The following is a 16,510-nucleotide window of genomic DNA, read 5'->3' on the forward strand; positions in this document are numbered from 1 at the left end:
AAAGCTAACGCTTTTACAGAGATGATTCATGATAGGACGAATTCGTGGTACGTTGGCTGAAAAGCAGCCACCAGAAATTCTTGTAGACGTAGCTGGTGTTGGTTACGAAATTCATATGCCCATGACCAGTTTTTACCAGCTGCCAGCAGTCGGTGAGGAAGTGGTGGTATATACACACTTCGTGGTACGTGAAGATGCCCAGCTACTTTTCGGCTTTGCCGATAAAATGGAAAGAGGCTTATTTCGCGAGTTAATAAAAGCTAATGGTGTAGGCCCTAAACTGGGCTTAGCTATTTTATCGGGTATGTCGGCTGGGCAGTTTTTGGCAAGTGTGCAAAATGAAGACGTTTCAGCACTCGTCAGCTTACCTGGCATTGGTAAGAAAACTGCCGAACGTTTAGTGGTCGAACTTAAAGACAGGCTCGCTAAGTTTGGTAAAGCGCAAAGCATTGTGATGCCACCGCCTAGCAGTGACCTGTTATCGAATAACACAATTGTTGAAGTAAACGACGCCCGTGAAGAGGCGCAAAGCGCACTTATCGCATTAGGCTATAAGCCAGCACAGGCCAGTAAGCTGGTTGAAAGTGTATACACTGAAGGTATGGAAAGCGAAGCGGTAATTCGCGATGCCTTAAAAGCCGCTATATAATAGCCCGTAGTGAAGGCAGCGATAATGTCGTTATGCTGTCTTCGTGTTATTCCCTAAAGTAGAACTATCATGATTGAAGCAGACAGACTGATTACGCCTGACGCCAGTACCGAAGACGAGGTGATTGACCGTGCCATTCGCCCTAAAATGTTGGAAGACTACACAGGGCAGCCTCACGTTTGTGAGCAAATGGAAATATTTATTCAGGCGGCACGTAATCGCGATGATGCGCTCGACCATCTACTTATCTTTGGCCCGCCTGGTTTAGGTAAAACAACCTTGGCGAATATTGTGGCTAACGAGATGGGCGTAAACATCAAAACCACTTCAGGGCCTGTGCTAGAGAAAGCTGGTGATCTTGCCGCGCTGCTTACCAACCTAGAGCGCAACGATGTATTGTTCATTGATGAAATACACAGGTTAAGCCCAGTAGTGGAAGAAATCCTTTATCCAGCAATGGAAGACTATCAGCTTGATATTATGATAGGCGAGGGGCCAGCGGCGCGCTCTATTAAGCTCGACCTTCCTCCCTTTACTTTGGTGGGGGCCACCACACGCGCAGGCTCATTAACATCGCCATTACGGGACCGTTTCGGGATTGTACAACGGCTGGAATTTTACAATGTAAAAGACCTCACTAGCATCGTTGCAAGAAGTGCAAGCTATCTTAATTTAGAAATGAATGAGGAAGGCGCTCAAGAAGTGGCACGTCGCTCTAGAGGTACACCGCGTATCGCTAATCGCTTACTTCGCCGTGTTCGAGATTATGCCGAGATTAAATCGGATGGTACCGTAGGCGCTGATGTCGCTGCTAAAGCCCTCGATATGCTTGATGTAGACAAAGAAGGCTTTGATTACATGGACCGCAAATTGCTTACGGCTATTATTGAAAAGTTTGATGGTGGGCCAGTAGGCTTAGATAACTTGGCAGCCGCTATTGGTGAAGAAAAAGAAACCATAGAAGATGTAATTGAACCCTTCCTTATTCAACAGGGCTTCTTACAACGCACGCCACGGGGTCGTATCGTATCACAGCGCGCCTATCTACACTTTGGCTTTACTCCATCAGAATAATTTATCGCTTTGTTTAACAGGGTATAGATTCGTATCAAAGGCCTAGCTGGATAGCTGGGCTTTTTTAGGCTTAGTAAATAGCGCAAGTCAAACAAATTTATGCTGGAGTAGAAACAAAGTCGGACGTGGGAGAGCAGGAGTATAGAGCGAGTGGCTGGTATAGGTATTGATTCTTTCGTTAGAAACAGTCTCAAACTATAGGCAAAAAAAAGCCCGCTCAGAGAGCGGGCTAAAACAACAAGTGTTGAAGGAAATAAATCCAGGGAACTCATGTCTAACAGGAGAAAAAACTCTTGCATGACCGTGCTATGCACCATCACGCTCTGTACGACTGATGCTGTGCATTATATGGAGCGCATAAAAAAGCACAATTGAGTAAAATTGTTGGTGTTGATTAGAAAAACTAATGTGTTAATTATGTGTTTAATATTGGTTTAATTTTGATTAATGGTTAGTGTTATTGCGGTCTGCAGGGCTTTTATGTTCTGCATTTTATCGCTGAAAATAGTGGTTCTAACTATATTTTGGATTAATAAATTTAAAGGTGAGGGAATAGTTATGCATTTACATCAGGTAAGAGTGTATTACGAAGACACCGACGCTGGCGGTATTGTGTATTATGCGAATTACCTAAAGTTTATGGAAAGAGCCCGTACTGAGTGGCTTCGCGAGCTTGGGTACGAACAAGATACGCTAATGGAACAATCCATCGCTTTTGTCGTCAAACACGTTGAAATGCATAACTATGCGCCAGCGCGGTTTAATCAGCTGTTGAGTATTGAAACTCGCGTTGTAGAATTGAAAGGCGCTAGTATGACGTTTCAACAAAATATTAAAAATGAACAAGGCGTTACCTTAGTATCTGGAAATATTAAGGTTGCCTGCGTCGATTTGGCTGTAATGAAGCCAAAAAGATTACCACGTACTTTGTTAGGGGAAATTTCGCGTGTCATCTGATCTCACTTTTATTGGCTTGTTCTTACAAGCAAGCTTTATTGTTCAACTTGTTATGCTTTTACTATTAAGCGTTTCAATCGCATCTTGGACTTTCATATTTCAACGAAGTAAAGCTTTGTCGGCTGCACGAAATGAAATGCGTCAGTTTGAAGATAAGTTCTGGTCAGGCGCAGACCTGAACCGTCTTTATCAAGAGCTTTCGGCAAGAACGAACCTAACCGGTATGGGCAGCATTTTCTGTTCAGGTTTTAAAGAGTTTGTTCGCCTGCGCAAATCAAACACGGCAACTAATGGCATTGTTGACGGTACTTACCGTGCTATGCGTGTTTCTATGTCACGTCAAGTTGAAGAACTAGAAAGTCGTCTACCTTTTCTAGCTACTGCAGGCTCTATCAGTCCTTACATTGGTCTTTTCGGAACAGTGTGGGGAATAATGAATGCCTTCATCGCGTTAGGTGAAGTACAGCAAGCTACCCTTGCAATGGTAGCGCCTGGTATTGCAGAGGCGCTTATTGCAACTGCCATTGGTCTATTTGCAGCTATTCCAGCTGTCATTGCATACAACCGTTTTAGTCACCAAGTTGAGAAGCTAGAAAATAGCTATGGCAACTTCATGGAAGAGTTCTCGGCAATTCTTCATCGCCAAGCGGTTGCTGCGCAAGCACAACAACAAGCCTAAGCGTTTACATTCCAAACGGAGGACTTGTTATGTACGTAAGAAAACGCCGCAGACCGGTATCAGAGATAAACGTTGTACCCTACATCGACGTGATGTTAGTGCTACTTATTATCTTCATGGTAACGGCGCCACTTATTTCGCAAGGGGTTAAAGTTGACTTGCCTAAAGCAAGTGCTAACCCTATCGAGCAAGAAGATAACCCGCCCATTATTGCGTCGGTAGATGTTAAAGGCCGCTACTTTTTGAATGTTGGTGAAGACCAAGAATCACCAATCAGTGAAGATGAGCTGGGTGCCATAGTAAAAGCACAGTTAACCAAAGAGCCTAACACGCCTGTTGTTGTGAAAGGTGATGGGCAGGTGGCGTACAACGAAGTAATACAGTTAATGGTATTGTTGCAACAAGCTGGTGTGCCTTCAGTAGGGTTAATGACGGATCCGGTTGAGTAAAATAGATATGTCGAAACCTGAAGTGTCCAACAGCACTGAGCACAAAAATGCTTCTTCGAAAGAAGGAGAGCGCGTGGGGGCGAAACAAAAAGGTAACAAGAAAAGTAAAATCACACCTGAACAACTTGGTTTATACAAGTCGTTAGGCTTGCATGCCATTATTGCTGCACTGTTACTTATTAGCGTCAGTTTCTCGCCCGAGCCGCTTCCTAACGCTCCCTCTAATGCGCCAGTAATTGAAGCAACCTTCATTGATGCGCAAGCTATAGCCGACCAGAAGAAGGCCCAGGCACAAGCCGAAGCGCAGGCACGAGCCCAAGAGCGAGAGAAGCAAAGAAAAGCACAAGCGGCAGCTGAGAAAAAGCGTCAACAGCAGCTAGCAGCTAAGCGTGCGAAAGAAAAGCGTGAGGCTGAGGCTGCCGAGGCAAAAAGACAAAAAGAGTTAGAACGCCTTGCCGCGCAAAAGGAACAAGAGCGCAAGGAACGTGAAGCAAAAGCGAAAGCTGAAGCCGAGCGGAAAAAGAAAGAAGCGGCTGAACGTGCAGAGATGGAAAGGATCATGCAAGAGCAGTTAGCGCAAGAGCAAGCGGCTCAGCGAGAGCGTAGACGAAAGCAAGTGTTAACTGAAGTTGAGCGCTACACCGCGCTAATTCAGCAAACTATCAAGCGCAACTTGTATTCTGACGACAGCTATAGCGGTAAAACTTGCCGCTTGAATATACGGCTGGCGACCACAGGTTTTGTAACCAGCATTCGTGTACTTGGCGGTAACGACGCGCTATGCCGCGCAGCAGAGAGTGCAGTGCGCCGTGCAGAAAAGCTACCTGTGTCAGATGCACCCGATGTTTACGAGCAGCTAAAAGACATAACTTTAAAAGTGGAATTATAGTGGTATGAAAAAACTAGGTTTATGGATAGCGCTTATTACGATGGCCTTTAGTGTCAAAGTATTTGCATCCTTAGAAATTGTAATAACCGAGGGCGTAGATAGCGCCCGGCCAATCGGTGTTGTGCCATTTAAGTGGAAAGGGCAAGGCAGTATGCCAGGCGACATTTCTAAAGTGGTGATGGCTGATTTGATGCGAAGCGGTAAGTTTAACCCGGTCTCTGTAGATAAAATGCCACAGTATCCAGAAACCGCTGAGCAAGTGTCTTTCACCGCATGGGCAACGCTTGGTGTTGATACCGTATTAGTGGGAAGCATTGAGCCTCAAGGCGGCGATCGCTTTCTTGTATCGTATGAGCTAATTGATGTCCTCAAAGGGCAAGTTGATAATGGCCAAGCTAAAGTACTTAAAAATGGCAACTTAGTATCAAGTAATAATCATGTTCTTGCTGCTCGTCAGGCGGTGATAAACGGGCGAGATTTTCGCCAGTATGCGCATCGAATTAGCGACATCGTCTATGAAAAATTAACCGGCGTTCGCGGTGCATTTTTAACGAAAATTGCTTATGTCATTGTTCGCGACCGCGATACCGTGGACAAGCCCTATCAATTAGTGATTGCAGATTATGATGGCGAGAACGAAACCCGTTTGTTGTCGTCACCTGAGCCACTTATGTCGCCGGTATGGTCACCTGACGGCGAGAAGTTAGCTTATGTAAGCTTTGAAAACCGTAGACCGCAAATATTCATTCAAGATATTTACACCAGTGAGCGTACACGCATTACTGATTTCCCTGGAATAAACAGTAGCCCGGTGTTTTCACCAGATGGCAAGCAACTTGCTATGGTTTTATCGAAAGATGGAAACCCTGAACTCTATGTGATGGACTTGGCGACGAAAAATCTTCGCCGAGTCACGCGCAATAGAGCGATTGATACGGAGCCTGCGTGGCTACCCGATGGCAGCGGTTTAATATTTAGCTCGGAACGGGGTGGTAAACCCCAGATATATAGCGTAAATTTAAATTCTGGGAAAGTAAGGCGCGTTACCTTCGTAGGTGAACAGAACCTTGGCGGTACGCTAACCCCTGACGGCAAGCAAATGATTATGGTTAACCAAACTAATGGGAACTATCACATTGCTAAGCAGTCTTTGGATGGTGGATCACCTCAAGTACTGACACGGACGTACTTAGATGAATCACCAAGTGTAGCGCCGAATGGAAGCATGATTATTTACAGCACCCTTCACGAGGGGACTCAAGTACTATCACTGGTCTCTTTAGATGGGCGTTTTAAAGCTAGGTTACCAGCAGCCAATGGGCAAGTTAAATCGCCAAGTTGGTCACCATTTTTGTTCTAACAATTTAACGACTAAACAATAAAATTTAAGGATTAGTAGGATGCAAATGAATAAAGTGATGAAGAGCTTCATTATCGCATTGCCAGTAGTGACAATGATGGCATGTTCTTCAGGCCCTAGCGAAGAAGAATTGGCAGCTGAACGTAACCGTCTTGCACAAGAACAAGCGGCTGCAGAAGCAGAAGCACGTGAAGCAGAAGCGCAGCGCGTTAAAGCCGAAGCGGCTCAGCGCATGAAGCGTCAAGAAGAAATGGTTCAGCAAGAAATGGAAGCGCTGAAAAACGAGCAAACCGTTTACTTTGACTTTGACCGCTCAAGCATCAAGCCAGAGTTCCAGCGTATTCTAGACAAACATGCGGCGTTCTTGGTTAAAAACCCAAGCACTAAAGTGACTATTGAAGGTCACACTGACAGCCGTGGTACACCTGAGTACAACATCGCACTTGGCGAGCGTCGTGCACAGTCTGTTGAGACTTATCTACTTAATGCTGGTGTAAGCAGCAGCCAAGTTACAGTGGTTTCATACGGTGAAGAAAAACCAGCAGTGATGGGTTCTACTGAGTATGCATTTGCTCAAAACCGTCGCGGAGTGGTTGTTTACCGCTAATGACTATTCTAGCGAATAAGACATTAAAAATGGGCGTCACTTTATGTGCCGCCCTTGCTGTTTCTACTGCATTTGCGCAAGCGCCTGTGGTAGACGCCAATGGCGGCAGTGAATTAGAGCAGCGTATCGTAGTGCTAGAGCGTATTGTTAAAAGCCGAACGGAAATGCAGCACAGGCTTCAAACGCAGCTAGACAATATGCAAATGGAAGTCGACCAGCTACGCGGTGCGGTTGAAGTGAATACCAACGAGCTTCAAAAAGTACTTGAGCGTCAGCGTGAGCTTTACCTTGAAATAGATAAGCGCGTAGAAGCCCTTAAGCAAAGTGGTGCGCTTCAAAGTAGTGCTATGCCTAGTGCAGGTGTTGACCCAGGCTCGGTAAGTTCAACGTCTTCACCAACGCCAGCACAGGCGCTTACGCCACAGGCTGGTGAAGATGAAGCGTATGAAAATGCAGTTAACCTCATCCTCAAGTCTCGTGAGTACGATAAAGCCATACCGGCGTTTCAATCGTTCATTTCGCGCTTTCCTAACAGTGGTTACGCACCTAATGCGCACTACTGGCTAGGGCAGTTGTTGTTTAATAAGCAGCAGTGGAGTGAGGCTAGTGAGCAATTCAACATTGTAGCTAATCGCTTTACCGATTCTACCAAGCGCCCAGACGCCCTGTTAAAACTTGGGGTTATTGCTGAACGTACGGGAGACAGCTCTTCAGCACGACAGCTATTTCAACAAGTCGTAAATGAATATCCAGATTCTTCGGCAAAACGCCTTGCTGAATCTAGATTAAATAACTTGTAATGAACAAAGCCTCTTTTAAAGAGGCTTTTTTATGAGTTAAACAAAAAAATTTTCAAAATATTCCGCTTTAGCGACCTAAAATTACTGCACCAAATTTTACTGTGTTTCGTAAAAAAGTGACTAAACTCATTTAGCGCTGGTATAAATACCCAGCGATTTGTTTTCATTTTGACCGTTTAGTCGTAATTTGACAGAAAAATGAAAATAAAAGGACGTTATGGGTTGCGTCGAATAAAAAACTGAGTATTATATGCCGCCGTTGCCAAGACACAGGCAACAACAGGAAAGAAAGGGTCGTTAGCTCAGTTGGTAGAGCAGTTGACTTTTAATCAATTGGTCGCTGGTTCGAATCCAGCACGACCCACCACTTTCTCTCCTAGCATCAAATGATGGGTCGTTAGCTCAGTTGGTAGAGCAGTTGACTTTTAATCAATTGGTCGCTGGTTCGAATCCAGCACGACCCACCATCATTTGAATTGCTACCTTATCTTTGTGTCACTTGATGGGTCGTTAGCTCAGTTGGTAGAGCAGTTGACTTTTAATCAATTGGTCGCTGGTTCGAATCCAGCACGACCCACCATCAAGTCCTCCTCAAGTTAAAACATCGTTACTCAAATCGCACTTTCTGAAATTTAGTCTTTATATCTTTTCGTACTGTTACTCATCTCATTTTTACTTTGATCTGGTTTACTTAACCCCATGTAGTAGAACAGGTAAGTACAAATACGACTATTTAATTACGCTTATGTTGAATAGGTAGTATGTAATTTTTATGACAGTTGGGTATAATCCGCACCCTTGTCGCAACAGAGATGTAGGTTAATGTCAGTAGCATTTCGAGTGGATCAGGTAGAGTACCCGTTCCCAGCAAAACCACAGCCATTATCAGAAGCACGTAAAGCTGAGTTAAAGGCAGAGATCAAAGCCTTACTTAAGGCTCGTAACGCTGTGCTTGTCGCACACTATTACACCGACCATGAAATTCAGGCGCTTGCTGAAGAAACTGGAGGTTGTGTCGCTGACTCGTTGGAAATGGCGCGATTTGGTAGAGATGTAGAAGAGCAAACATTAATTGTTGCTGGCGTTCGCTTTATGGGCGAAACCGCGAAAATTCTTAGCCCAGAAAAGACTGTGCTAATGCCTACCCTTGAAGCGACCTGTTCCCTTGATATCGGTTGTCCGGTAAAAGAGTTCAGCGAGTTTTGTGATCAACATCCTGATCACACCGTTGTAGTTTACGCGAATACATCAGCAGCGGTAAAAGCGCGCGCTGACTGGGTAGTGACGTCAAGCATAGCGCTGGAAATTGTTGAGCACTTAGACAGCCAGGGCAAAAAGATCATTTGGGGCCCTGACAGACACCTAGGCTCTTACATTGCAAAGCAAACCGGTGCTGACATGTTAATGTGGCAGGGCGAGTGTATTGTTCACGATGAGTTCTCTGCGCAAAAGCTTGCCGATATGAAAGCGCTATATCCAAACGCAGCGGTTCTAGTTCACCCTGAATCACCAGCCAGCGTGGTAGACATGGCCGATGCGGTTGGCTCAACAAGCCAGCTGATAAAAGCATCGCAAACCATGGACAACGATACCTTCATAGTTGCCACTGACAAAGGCATCTTCTACAAGATGCAACAACTTACGCCAGAGAAGACGTTTATAGAGGCTCCAACGGGCGGTAACGGCGCTACGTGTAAAAGCTGTGCTCACTGCCCTTGGATGGCAATGAACGGCTTAGAAGCGATTAAGGCGTCTTTAACAGGTGAAAGTGAGGGGCACGAAATCTTTGTTGATGACGAGCTACGCAAAGGCGCACTTATTCCACTTGATCGCATGCTTAACTTCTCAGCAGAGCTAAAAGCGAAAGGTGGACTATAAGCGCACGTTTTATAAGCACTTGCTGAATATTTTCCAGCAAGTTCTTGATTAAGCGCGCGGCTTTACCTACTATACGCGCGCTCAAGGATTTTCGTAGTCGAAATCTTCTTGATACAAAATTTGGAGAGATGGCTGAGTGGCTGAAGGCGCACGCCTGGAAAGTGTGTATACGTTTATAGCGTATCGAGGGTTCGAATCCCTCTCTCTCCGCCAAATACAAAGAACCGGCTGTACGCCGGTTTTTTTGTGCCTAAAGAAATGGACTTAAGCAATTATAAATAATGCTTTTAAAATAAGTCGTCACCCATATCCGCCTACTCTTGATCTTCCGCGTACAGGTTTAGGTATCTCTACTACGTAGTATTCGCAATTCTTCATTGTTTTCTACGGAGCACATTTCCATGGTATCTCGATGGAGTTTCATCAAAGCTGGGGCTGCGCTTGGCCTCACATCAGCAGTAAATTCAACTAAACTACACAACACACACTTTGATTTGCACGAAAGCTTCTTACACTTCACCCAACTACACCAACCAATCGTCGCTTGTTAAAAACGTTTACTGAGCAAGTGCGTAAATACACTTATCAATAGGGTTTGCATATACACGGAGAAAGGTTATGAAAGAAGATGTTCGCACTGCCATTGTCACAGGCTCATCACGAGGCATAGGTGCTGAAATTGCTAAAAAGTTGAGTAAAGATGGCTTTCAGATTGTAGTGAATTACTCAGGGAGTGAAGAGCAAGCGCTAAGTGTGGTGCATGAAATCAAGAAGGATGGCGGTATATCTTGCGCCATTCAAGCCGATGTATCTAATATCAGTGATGTGAAACGTCTATTCGATGAGACTGAAAAGCAATTTGGGTCGGTCGATATACTCGTTAATAATGCTGGTGTTCTATCTATGGATGCATTAGCAGATGTGAGTGAAGATACCATTCATCAACATGTGGATATCAATCTTAAAGGCGTTATGTTCACCACGCAACAGGCAGTTAATCGGCTAAACCAAGGTGGCCGAATTGTGAATATATCCACCTCTATTGTTGGCCTCAAACTAGAGAAATATGGCGTTTACGCGGCAACAAAAGCTGGCGTTGAAACCTTAACTGCCATTACATCTAAGGAGCTACGTGGAAAAAACATTACCGTAAACGCAGTTGCACCAGGCCCGACCGATACTGAACTGTTTATGAAAGGCAAGTCGGAAGACTTTGTTGAGAAGTTAAAAAACATGGCCCCGTTAGAACGTTTGGGTACGCCAAAGGATATTGCTAATGTCGTTGCCTTCCTATGCAGCGAAGACGGTATCTGGGTAAACGGTCAAGTTATACGGGCTAATGGTGGAATTGTTTAAGGTCTAAAAAGTATATTGATTTAGGCAAAAAGAAACCCGCGATTAAGCGGGCTTAAATCAGTATATGAAGCAATACTCAACTAACGTTTTCTGCCTGTACAGAAGTATTCGCTTAACTTTTCTTACTTAGCCACCTGCTGGTGAAGCTTGATCAGATCAGGTAGCTTTTTCGCGTAAATTGCTTTCTTTGTGCCCGGGTGAAGTAGTTGGCTTACGAAAGTGCGTAGGAAGCCAAGTACAAAGGTTTGAACGCGGTCAGCATCGGCTTCGCTTGGGTTAGCGATAAGCTTTTCTGTTTCTTCTTGTACTTTATGTACAATTGGATCCATGGTGTCTTTGCCTGCAACAAGGTCGTTACCTGTAACTACACCTTTGCCAAGTAAGTCGCGTACGGCATCGTAAAGGTCGGCAGAAACAGCATTAGTTTGGCCCCAATTTGCGATATTGTACTCTTCAGAAATTTTATCTAGCTCGGCAGTTGGATCGCTAGATTTCAATAGGCCTTCAATAAGTTTGTGTGCTTCGGTTTGTTTTACAGGTGTTGATAATTCTGACATGATTTACTTGATGAAATAGTGAAAAGGCGTTTTATAAATACTTTTCCATTTGCTGTCAAGGTGGTTAGTTTTTGGTCGCATTTATTTTCTATATCTATCAATCGGTTACACTTTATCGTGCAGTGAAAGCCGTCTACACATATTCACTAGGTTATTTTCCATGTCATTTAAGTTAGTTTTTCGGTGTGTACCGTGAAAGCCATTTTCTTCGACCACGACGGTACGCTAATCGACTCAGAAATGACGCATTTCGAGTTATGGAAAACCATGCTTGCGGATATGGGCAAAGAACTAACATTCGATTATTACCACACGCGTATGGCTGGTATCTCAGTAATGAACAATGCTAGCGATATCATTCAAGATTTTTCGCTTGCTTTAACGCCCAAGGAGCTTTTCAAGAAGAGAAGGGCGCTCACACTGCAGTTTTTACAGCGCCAAGCATTTCCGCTAATGCGTGGCGCAAAAGAAGCCGTTGTGTTCTGTAAATCTCATGGCTTGCGCGTAGCTATAGTAACGGGAGGCGCCCGCTTAGCGGTTGAGAAGACAGTGTCTTTCTATGGTTTAGAAGATATTGTTGAGTGTGTCGTTTCTTCTGATGACGTAGTTAAAGGTAAACCGTCACCTGATTGCTATTTAGCAGCCCTATCCCAAATGCAATTGGCACCACATGAAGTTATGGCAGTTGAAGATACCGAATTTGGTCTGCAAGCTGCCGTTAGTGCAGGAATTAAAACAGTGGCTATACCCACACCCTTGTCGGCTAATCACGATTTTTCTAAAGCATCGGGCGTGTATGAAAACCTTGAAGACTGGACAGCATCGCTGCCCCAGAGGTAAGGAGAGCATCGGTGTCAGATATATAAATGGAAGCCTCGCTGCCCTAAAAGTAAATAGAGCAGCGATTATGCCGTCATTCGCTTATCTTCTTTCTGCGCATTCATATTCTGTTTCAAACGAGCAGGTAAGGGCAATGTAAGTAAAGGTCGTTTTGCTTTCGCCTCTTTATCTTTAACCTCTTCAATATTCTTCGCAACACGAATATTATCGCTGCCTAACGTTTCGGCTTCGTTCTCTTTGATAAGTACCGCAGCAGCTTCGCCTTCAAATTGAGCTTCTGATGCGCTTTCTGCTTCTAGAAAAGCAGTACCTGCCTTTTTGCCAAGGTTGTAATCGTGACGAAGCTGCGCATCAGTGCTGCCCAACAGCTTACTTTGAAGTTTGTTAGGTGCAAAAATTTGAATGATCTCAACCCCTTCTGGTGGATTTTCGATAAACGCTAATTCTTTTTGATACGCATGCTCGTGCTGTAACAAGTAATCGATAGTTTTTGGGCAGGTACCCGTTGCACACATCACTGCACTTAGCTTTTGTAGCCAAGGTGATTGTGCTTGAAAGCCCTCATCCACTGTTCTAATCACTATGATTTTTGTAGCACCGCGGTTATAGGCCTCAGTTACAGGTAAAGGCGCGGCTAAACCACCATCTAAGTAAAAATCGGTATTGGCAGCTTGCTTGGCCTCAATTTCAGTGTGAAGCGGAACACCTTGTTTGTATAACAAGGGCAGTGCGCTCGATGCTTTAATCAATTCAACCCAGTTGTTTTGGCTTTTCATAGGGTTTAGAAAATATGCTTTTCTGTCTCGAGAATTCGTAGCTGTAAACAGTATTTCTCTATCTGCCACGTTGCTTTTAGCAGTATCTAAATCCAGCAAGCGGTTCGCTTCTTGGGTTTTATCAAAGTACCAGTCTAAATCGACAATATGTTTGCCCATTAAACCGCGGCCCATCTGAAAGAAACGCTTGTGTCTTGTTAAGCCGCGAATAAGACGTTTTGCATAGCCTTTTTGACGTGCAACAAAACTTGTTAAGTTTTGCGAGCCTGCCGATGTGCCAATAAGGATATCGAAGGGGTCATGTCCTGCATCTAACCAAGTATCAAGTACACCTGCTGTAAAAATACCGCGTTGACCGCCACCTTCTGCGACTAAAGCAACTTTGCTATTAGCAGAATTCTCAGCGTTACGAGCATTAGTTGACGCAGATTGTTGACCTAACATGATGACCCTCTATTTGACCATATATAAGTTGACTACTTGGTCTCATTGTAGGGAGATCATCTGTCACGGGAAAATTGAAAGATTGAATCAAACTAATAGGAAATAACTGATACAAAACGCTTTTTGTTACTAGCGTGTGATTTTTATGTTTACATTTTGATTATTACGAAGCAGTCTAACTAAATAGCAGAAAGTTAGGCATGATAGGAAAACATCAATGAATATCGTGGTGTTAGGCGCGGGTAGTATTGGCTGCTACGTTGCGGGTTGTTTGTTGGCGTCCGGCACTGCATTCAACAGTTCAAATACGCTTACGCTGGTTGGGCGACAGCGATTATACGACGACATCGTAGCAAATGGCTTGAAAGTTACAGACTGGCAGGGCCGCAATCAAATGGCTGACGCTCATCAAGTCAATTTTACATTAAATAACGATAGCTTAGCTAATGCAGATATCATTCTACTATGTGTTAAAAGCCAAGATACCAAAAGTGCTGCCAGCATAATTAATCAATGTGCGAAGCCTAATGCGCTCGTTATTAGCCTGCAAAACGGTGTGGGTAATGCTGACTTATTACGACAACATCTAGAACACGCAGTTGTTGCAGGCATGGTGCCATTCAACGTTTTTTACAAAGGAAAAGGGCACTTTCATTGTGGTACAGAGGGGAATTTAGCCTTAGAAGATCCCTATAATCACTGTGAAGAGTTGGTGAAAGCACTTGAAAACGCTTCCCTGCCGGTGACTGTTTACAGTGACATGGCCGCTGTACAGTATGGCAAGCTTATTATGAATTTAAATAACGCGGTCAATGCATTGTCAGGTATACCGCTTAAATCTCAGCTAGGGAACCGCCAATACAGGTTGGTAATGGCAAAAGTATTGTCCGAGGCGCTGACAGTGTTAAATGCCGAAGGGATAAGACCTGCGCGCACTGGGAAGGTTATTCCCAAACTTATGCCGACAATCATGAAACTTCCTAACTTTTTGTTTAAGGCGGTTGCTGCTTCGACGCTTAAAATCGACCCCGAAGCACGCTCTTCCATGTATGAAGATTTGATACTAGGAAGGCGTACTGAAATAGATTATTTGAACGGTGAGATAGTTAGGTTAGGCAAAAAACATCACATTGCTACACCAGTAAATAGCCATATTGTTGAACTAATTAAACAAAGTGAGATGGCACAAAAAGGAAGTCCTCACTTACCAGCAAACGCGCTATTGAACAACTAAAGAGTACAGATGGCCTTTGCAAAGAAGAGCGCTATATTGCTAAGAAATCATTAAATGTTTCATTTTTATGTCACTTTTGTGTCAGTGCTCTTGATTCTTATACTAAAGTATATATCCTGCGCACAAATTTCCGTGATACGTGGTGTGTTTTGCTTTACCAATATCGTTTTTCTTTGTGCCTTATATTAAGTGTTTTTTTAGCGTCATTTTTTTCCTCGGCCGCTTTAGCGATTGAGGTAGACGCCGAGCAAGAGACTTACGAGACCTCGCCCGCTTACAATGGCGACGGTTTAACATTTCAAAGTGACAACAACGGCTTTTCGTTGCGCGCTCGAGGGCGAGTGCAGTTTCGCTATGCCAACCCTGGCATTGGCCAACCAACTGAACTTGCCGACTTTGACTACAACGCTGGTAATCAATTCGGTATTAACAGGGCGCGAGTTAAATTAGATGGTCACATTGCTATGCCGTGGATTAATTATGCTGTGGAATACGATGCCGTCGATCAGCGTACGCTAAGTGCAACCCTCGCCTTTGAAAAGTATGACGCGCTTCGGTTTAAGTTTGGTCAGTGGAAAGTTGAATATTCCAGAGAGCGAAGCGTAAGTAGCGGCGGTCAACAAATGATGGATCGCTCTATCATCAATAGAATATTTACACTAGACAGGCAAATGGGCGCATCTATTTACGGTCATATCGATAACGGCGGCCCTGCTAATTTCAATTACTGGGCAGGTGTGTTTAATGGTTCAGGTCGTGGGGACTATAGTAATCATGATGGTGAGGCCATGTATTCGGGTCGTCTGCAGTGGAATTTTTTAGGTAAAGAAGTCGGTTTTAAAAATAGCGACATTGCACGTTCATCTACTCCGAAAGCCGCGATAGCTATCGCAGGGGCTAAATTTAAAAGTCAATTCACGCGTTTTTCTTCTTCTGGCGCAGGAAATCTAACCAACTTTGATGAAGGCGAAATTGAAGGGCAGTACGATATTCAGCAGTTTTTGATTGACGGCGCATACTTTTATCAAGGCTTTAACGCGCAGGCAGAATATCACGAAAAGGAAATCGTGGACGTAGCGAATGACAACATCAAAACAACATTGCGCGGATATTACGTTCAAGCAGGTTACTTTTTAAATGAGTCATTAAGCTGGTGGCCGAAGCCTTTAGAAATTGCTGTGCGCTATGCTACTTATTCACCTAATACTAGCGAGAAAGACGAAGAGTTTTACGAAAAGTCACTGGCGCTTAATTGGTTTTTTAAAGGTCACGACAACAAACTTACTGCGCAGGTAAGCAGAATTTCTCTTGATCAGTTCGACAATGAAGTCGGCGATAGCACAATTTATTCACTTCAGTGGGATATAAGCTTTTAGCCTTGCAATCGGCATACACGGCCGTACTTTGCATTTTCCGTAACGGCTTAACCCAGCGAACAGAGTTGTCTGTATAGTCGACTCGATAATGATTAGTGCTATGATACTGTCAAATTCGCTTATCGCCAGGCATAACACTCATGCAGGAAAGTACCAAACTTAACTATGTTGAATTTGCATCCCTTGACCTAGAACGTTCAAAAGCCTTTTTCGAAAATGCTTTTAACTGGAGCTTTACTGACTACGGTAGTGAGTATAGTGCCTTTAGTAATTCGGGGTTAGAGGGTGGTATATTCGCAGCGGAACGAGTTTCAAAAGCAGAGAGCGGGGCGCCCTTGTTAGTACTTTATGCCGTTAATATTGCTAAAGCACAACATAATGTAGAAAGCGCGGGCGGAACAATTACCAAACCCTTATTTGATTTTCCCGGTGGGTGCCGTTTTCATTTTGTAGAGCCTGGCGGCAATGAACTTGCTGTTTGGTCTGAGTCGGCTAACTAGAATCATACTCTTTTCTATTGTTTTACGTACATTACGAAGAATACTAGAAATAAAAAACGCCTTACCAAACACTGGTAAGGCGTTT

17 protein-coding genes and 4 tRNA genes are annotated in these 16,510 nt (G+C 44.1%); 19 read left to right on the forward strand and 2 right to left on the reverse strand.

Annotation, left to right across the window (positions count from 1 at the left end; genetic code table 11):
* The first annotated feature begins 28 nt into the window (after positions 1 to 28).
* The 15 genes from ruvA (at position 29) to IW644_RS01620 (ending at position 10,698) form a co-directional block, all read left to right on the forward strand.
* The gene (gene ruvA / locus IW644_RS01550; protein ID WP_269916132.1) at positions 29 to 649 is read left to right on the forward strand and encodes a Holliday junction branch migration protein RuvA; all 621 of its coding nucleotides are present in this window, start codon (positions 29 to 31) and stop codon (positions 647 to 649) included.
* A gap of 69 nt (positions 650 to 718) precedes the next feature.
* On the forward strand, positions 719 to 1,723 hold the full coding sequence (gene ruvB / locus IW644_RS01555; RefSeq protein WP_118489799.1) for a Holliday junction branch migration DNA helicase RuvB: 1,005 nt from the start codon (positions 719 to 721) through the stop codon (positions 1,721 to 1,723).
* Between the two features lie 558 nt (positions 1,724 to 2,281).
* The gene (ybgC, locus tag IW644_RS01560; protein WP_269916133.1) at positions 2,282 to 2,680 is read left to right on the forward strand and encodes a tol-pal system-associated acyl-CoA thioesterase; all 399 of its coding nucleotides are present in this window, start codon (positions 2,282 to 2,284) and stop codon (positions 2,678 to 2,680) included.
* Positions 2,670 to 3,359: a protein TolQ gene (gene tolQ, locus IW644_RS01565; RefSeq protein WP_014948866.1), complete on the forward strand. Its 690-nt coding sequence runs from the start codon at positions 2,670 to 2,672 to the stop codon at positions 3,357 to 3,359. Before ybgC ends, tolQ begins: the two co-directional genes overlap by 11 nt.
* A gap of 29 nt (positions 3,360 to 3,388) precedes the next feature.
* The gene (gene tolR / locus IW644_RS01570) at positions 3,389 to 3,808 is read left to right on the forward strand and encodes a protein TolR (RefSeq protein WP_025254601.1); all 420 of its coding nucleotides are present in this window, start codon (positions 3,389 to 3,391) and stop codon (positions 3,806 to 3,808) included.
* 7 nt (positions 3,809 to 3,815) lie between these two features.
* Entirely contained in the window at positions 3,816 to 4,697 is an 882-nt protein-coding gene (gene tolA / locus IW644_RS01575) for a cell envelope integrity protein TolA (RefSeq protein ID WP_269916134.1), read from the forward strand.
* Positions 4,698 to 4,701: 4 nt separating this feature from the next.
* Positions 4,702 to 6,057, forward strand: coding sequence for a Tol-Pal system beta propeller repeat protein TolB (gene tolB / locus IW644_RS01580; protein ID WP_269916135.1), 1,356 nt, complete (start codon positions 4,702 to 4,704; stop codon positions 6,055 to 6,057).
* A 40-nt stretch (positions 6,058 to 6,097) separates the two neighbouring features.
* Complete coding sequence (gene pal, locus IW644_RS01585; protein WP_014948870.1) at positions 6,098 to 6,664, forward strand: peptidoglycan-associated lipoprotein Pal; 567 nt, start codon at positions 6,098 to 6,100, stop codon at positions 6,662 to 6,664.
* Positions 6,664 to 7,464, forward strand: a complete 801-nt coding sequence (gene ybgF, locus IW644_RS01590; RefSeq protein ID WP_269916136.1) for a tol-pal system protein YbgF — start codon at positions 6,664 to 6,666, stop codon at positions 7,462 to 7,464. Before pal ends, ybgF begins: the two co-directional genes overlap by 1 nt.
* Positions 7,465 to 7,755: 291 nt before the next feature.
* A tRNA-Lys gene (locus tag IW644_RS01595) sits at positions 7,756 to 7,831 on the forward strand.
* 24 nt (positions 7,832 to 7,855) lie between these two features.
* Positions 7,856 to 7,931, forward strand: a tRNA-Lys gene (locus IW644_RS01600).
* 37 nt (positions 7,932 to 7,968) lie between these two features.
* Positions 7,969 to 8,044 (forward strand) — tRNA-Lys (locus IW644_RS01605).
* A 242-nt stretch (positions 8,045 to 8,286) separates the two neighbouring features.
* Entirely contained in the window at positions 8,287 to 9,342 is a 1,056-nt protein-coding gene (nadA, locus tag IW644_RS01610) for a quinolinate synthase NadA (RefSeq protein ID WP_269916137.1), read from the forward strand.
* 122 nt (positions 9,343 to 9,464) lie between these two features.
* Positions 9,465 to 9,555 (forward strand) — tRNA-Ser (locus IW644_RS01615).
* Between the two features lie 405 nt (positions 9,556 to 9,960).
* Positions 9,961 to 10,698, forward strand: coding sequence for an SDR family oxidoreductase (locus IW644_RS01620; protein WP_269916138.1), 738 nt, complete (start codon positions 9,961 to 9,963; stop codon positions 10,696 to 10,698).
* Positions 10,699 to 10,820: 122 nt separating this feature from the next.
* On the opposite strand, the gene IW644_RS01625 is transcribed toward IW644_RS01620, so the two are convergent.
* Positions 10,821 to 11,255 (reverse strand): hypothetical protein, encoded by a 435-nt coding sequence (locus tag IW644_RS01625; RefSeq protein WP_269916139.1) that lies wholly within the window; start codon positions 11,253 to 11,255, stop codon positions 10,821 to 10,823.
* A gap of 192 nt (positions 11,256 to 11,447) precedes the next feature.
* On the opposite strand from IW644_RS01625, the gene IW644_RS01630 reads away from it, so the two are divergent.
* The gene (locus IW644_RS01630) at positions 11,448 to 12,095 is read left to right on the forward strand and encodes an HAD family hydrolase (protein WP_269916140.1); all 648 of its coding nucleotides are present in this window, start codon (positions 11,448 to 11,450) and stop codon (positions 12,093 to 12,095) included.
* Positions 12,096 to 12,160: 65 nt separating this feature from the next.
* Here IW644_RS01630 and IW644_RS01635 read toward each other — a convergent pair whose 3' ends face one another.
* The gene (locus IW644_RS01635; RefSeq protein ID WP_269916141.1) at positions 12,161 to 13,315 is read right to left on the reverse strand and encodes a patatin-like phospholipase family protein; all 1,155 of its coding nucleotides are present in this window, start codon (positions 13,313 to 13,315) and stop codon (positions 12,161 to 12,163) included.
* A 217-nt stretch (positions 13,316 to 13,532) separates the two neighbouring features.
* Between IW644_RS01635 and IW644_RS01640 the strand changes: the two genes are divergently transcribed.
* The 3 genes from IW644_RS01640 (at position 13,533) to IW644_RS01650 (ending at position 16,425) form a co-directional block, all read left to right on the forward strand.
* Complete coding sequence (locus IW644_RS01640; protein WP_269916142.1) at positions 13,533 to 14,549, forward strand: 2-dehydropantoate 2-reductase; 1,017 nt, start codon at positions 13,533 to 13,535, stop codon at positions 14,547 to 14,549.
* 149 nt (positions 14,550 to 14,698) lie between these two features.
* Positions 14,699 to 15,925 (forward strand): porin, encoded by a 1,227-nt coding sequence (locus IW644_RS01645; protein ID WP_269916143.1) that lies wholly within the window; start codon positions 14,699 to 14,701, stop codon positions 15,923 to 15,925.
* A 140-nt stretch (positions 15,926 to 16,065) separates the two neighbouring features.
* Complete coding sequence (locus tag IW644_RS01650; RefSeq protein WP_179982845.1) at positions 16,066 to 16,425, forward strand: VOC family protein; 360 nt, start codon at positions 16,066 to 16,068, stop codon at positions 16,423 to 16,425.
* Positions 16,426 to 16,510: the final 85 nt, after the last annotated feature.

This window comes from Alteromonas sp. PRIM-21 (assembly GCF_027563165.1).
In the GTDB taxonomy this organism is placed as follows: domain Bacteria; phylum Pseudomonadota; class Gammaproteobacteria; order Enterobacterales; family Alteromonadaceae; genus Alteromonas; species Alteromonas macleodii_A.

Bases quoted from the DNA above. Each gene is read 5' to 3' on its own strand.
- ybgC (WP_269916133.1), top strand. From the start codon at position 2,282: ATGCATTTACATCAGGTAAGAGTGTATTACGAAGACACCGACGCTGGC.
- tolR (WP_025254601.1), top strand. From the start codon at position 3,389: ATGTACGTAAGAAAACGCCGCAGACCGGTATCAGAGATAAACGTTGTA.
- tolA (WP_269916134.1), top strand. From the start codon at position 3,816: ATGTCGAAACCTGAAGTGTCCAACAGCACTGAGCACAAAAATGCTTCT.
- IW644_RS01620 (WP_269916138.1), top strand. From the start codon at position 9,961: ATGAAAGAAGATGTTCGCACTGCCATTGTCACAGGCTCATCACGAGGC.
- nadA (WP_269916137.1), top strand. From the start codon at position 8,287: ATGTCAGTAGCATTTCGAGTGGATCAGGTAGAGTACCCGTTCCCAGCA.
- tolB (WP_269916135.1), top strand. From the start codon at position 4,702: ATGAAAAAACTAGGTTTATGGATAGCGCTTATTACGATGGCCTTTAGT.
- IW644_RS01640 (WP_269916142.1), top strand. From the start codon at position 13,533: ATGAATATCGTGGTGTTAGGCGCGGGTAGTATTGGCTGCTACGTTGCG.
- IW644_RS01635 (WP_269916141.1), bottom strand. From the start codon at position 13,315: ATGTTAGGTCAACAATCTGCGTCAACTAATGCTCGTAACGCTGAGAAT.
- ruvB (WP_118489799.1), top strand. From the start codon at position 719: ATGATTGAAGCAGACAGACTGATTACGCCTGACGCCAGTACCGAAGAC.
- pal (WP_014948870.1), top strand. From the start codon at position 6,098: ATGCAAATGAATAAAGTGATGAAGAGCTTCATTATCGCATTGCCAGTA.
- ruvA (WP_269916132.1), top strand. From the start codon at position 29: ATGATAGGACGAATTCGTGGTACGTTGGCTGAAAAGCAGCCACCAGAA.
- ybgF (WP_269916136.1), top strand. From the start codon at position 6,664: ATGACTATTCTAGCGAATAAGACATTAAAAATGGGCGTCACTTTATGT.
- IW644_RS01650 (WP_179982845.1), top strand. From the start codon at position 16,066: ATGCAGGAAAGTACCAAACTTAACTATGTTGAATTTGCATCCCTTGAC.
- IW644_RS01625 (WP_269916139.1), bottom strand. From the start codon at position 11,255: ATGTCAGAATTATCAACACCTGTAAAACAAACCGAAGCACACAAACTT.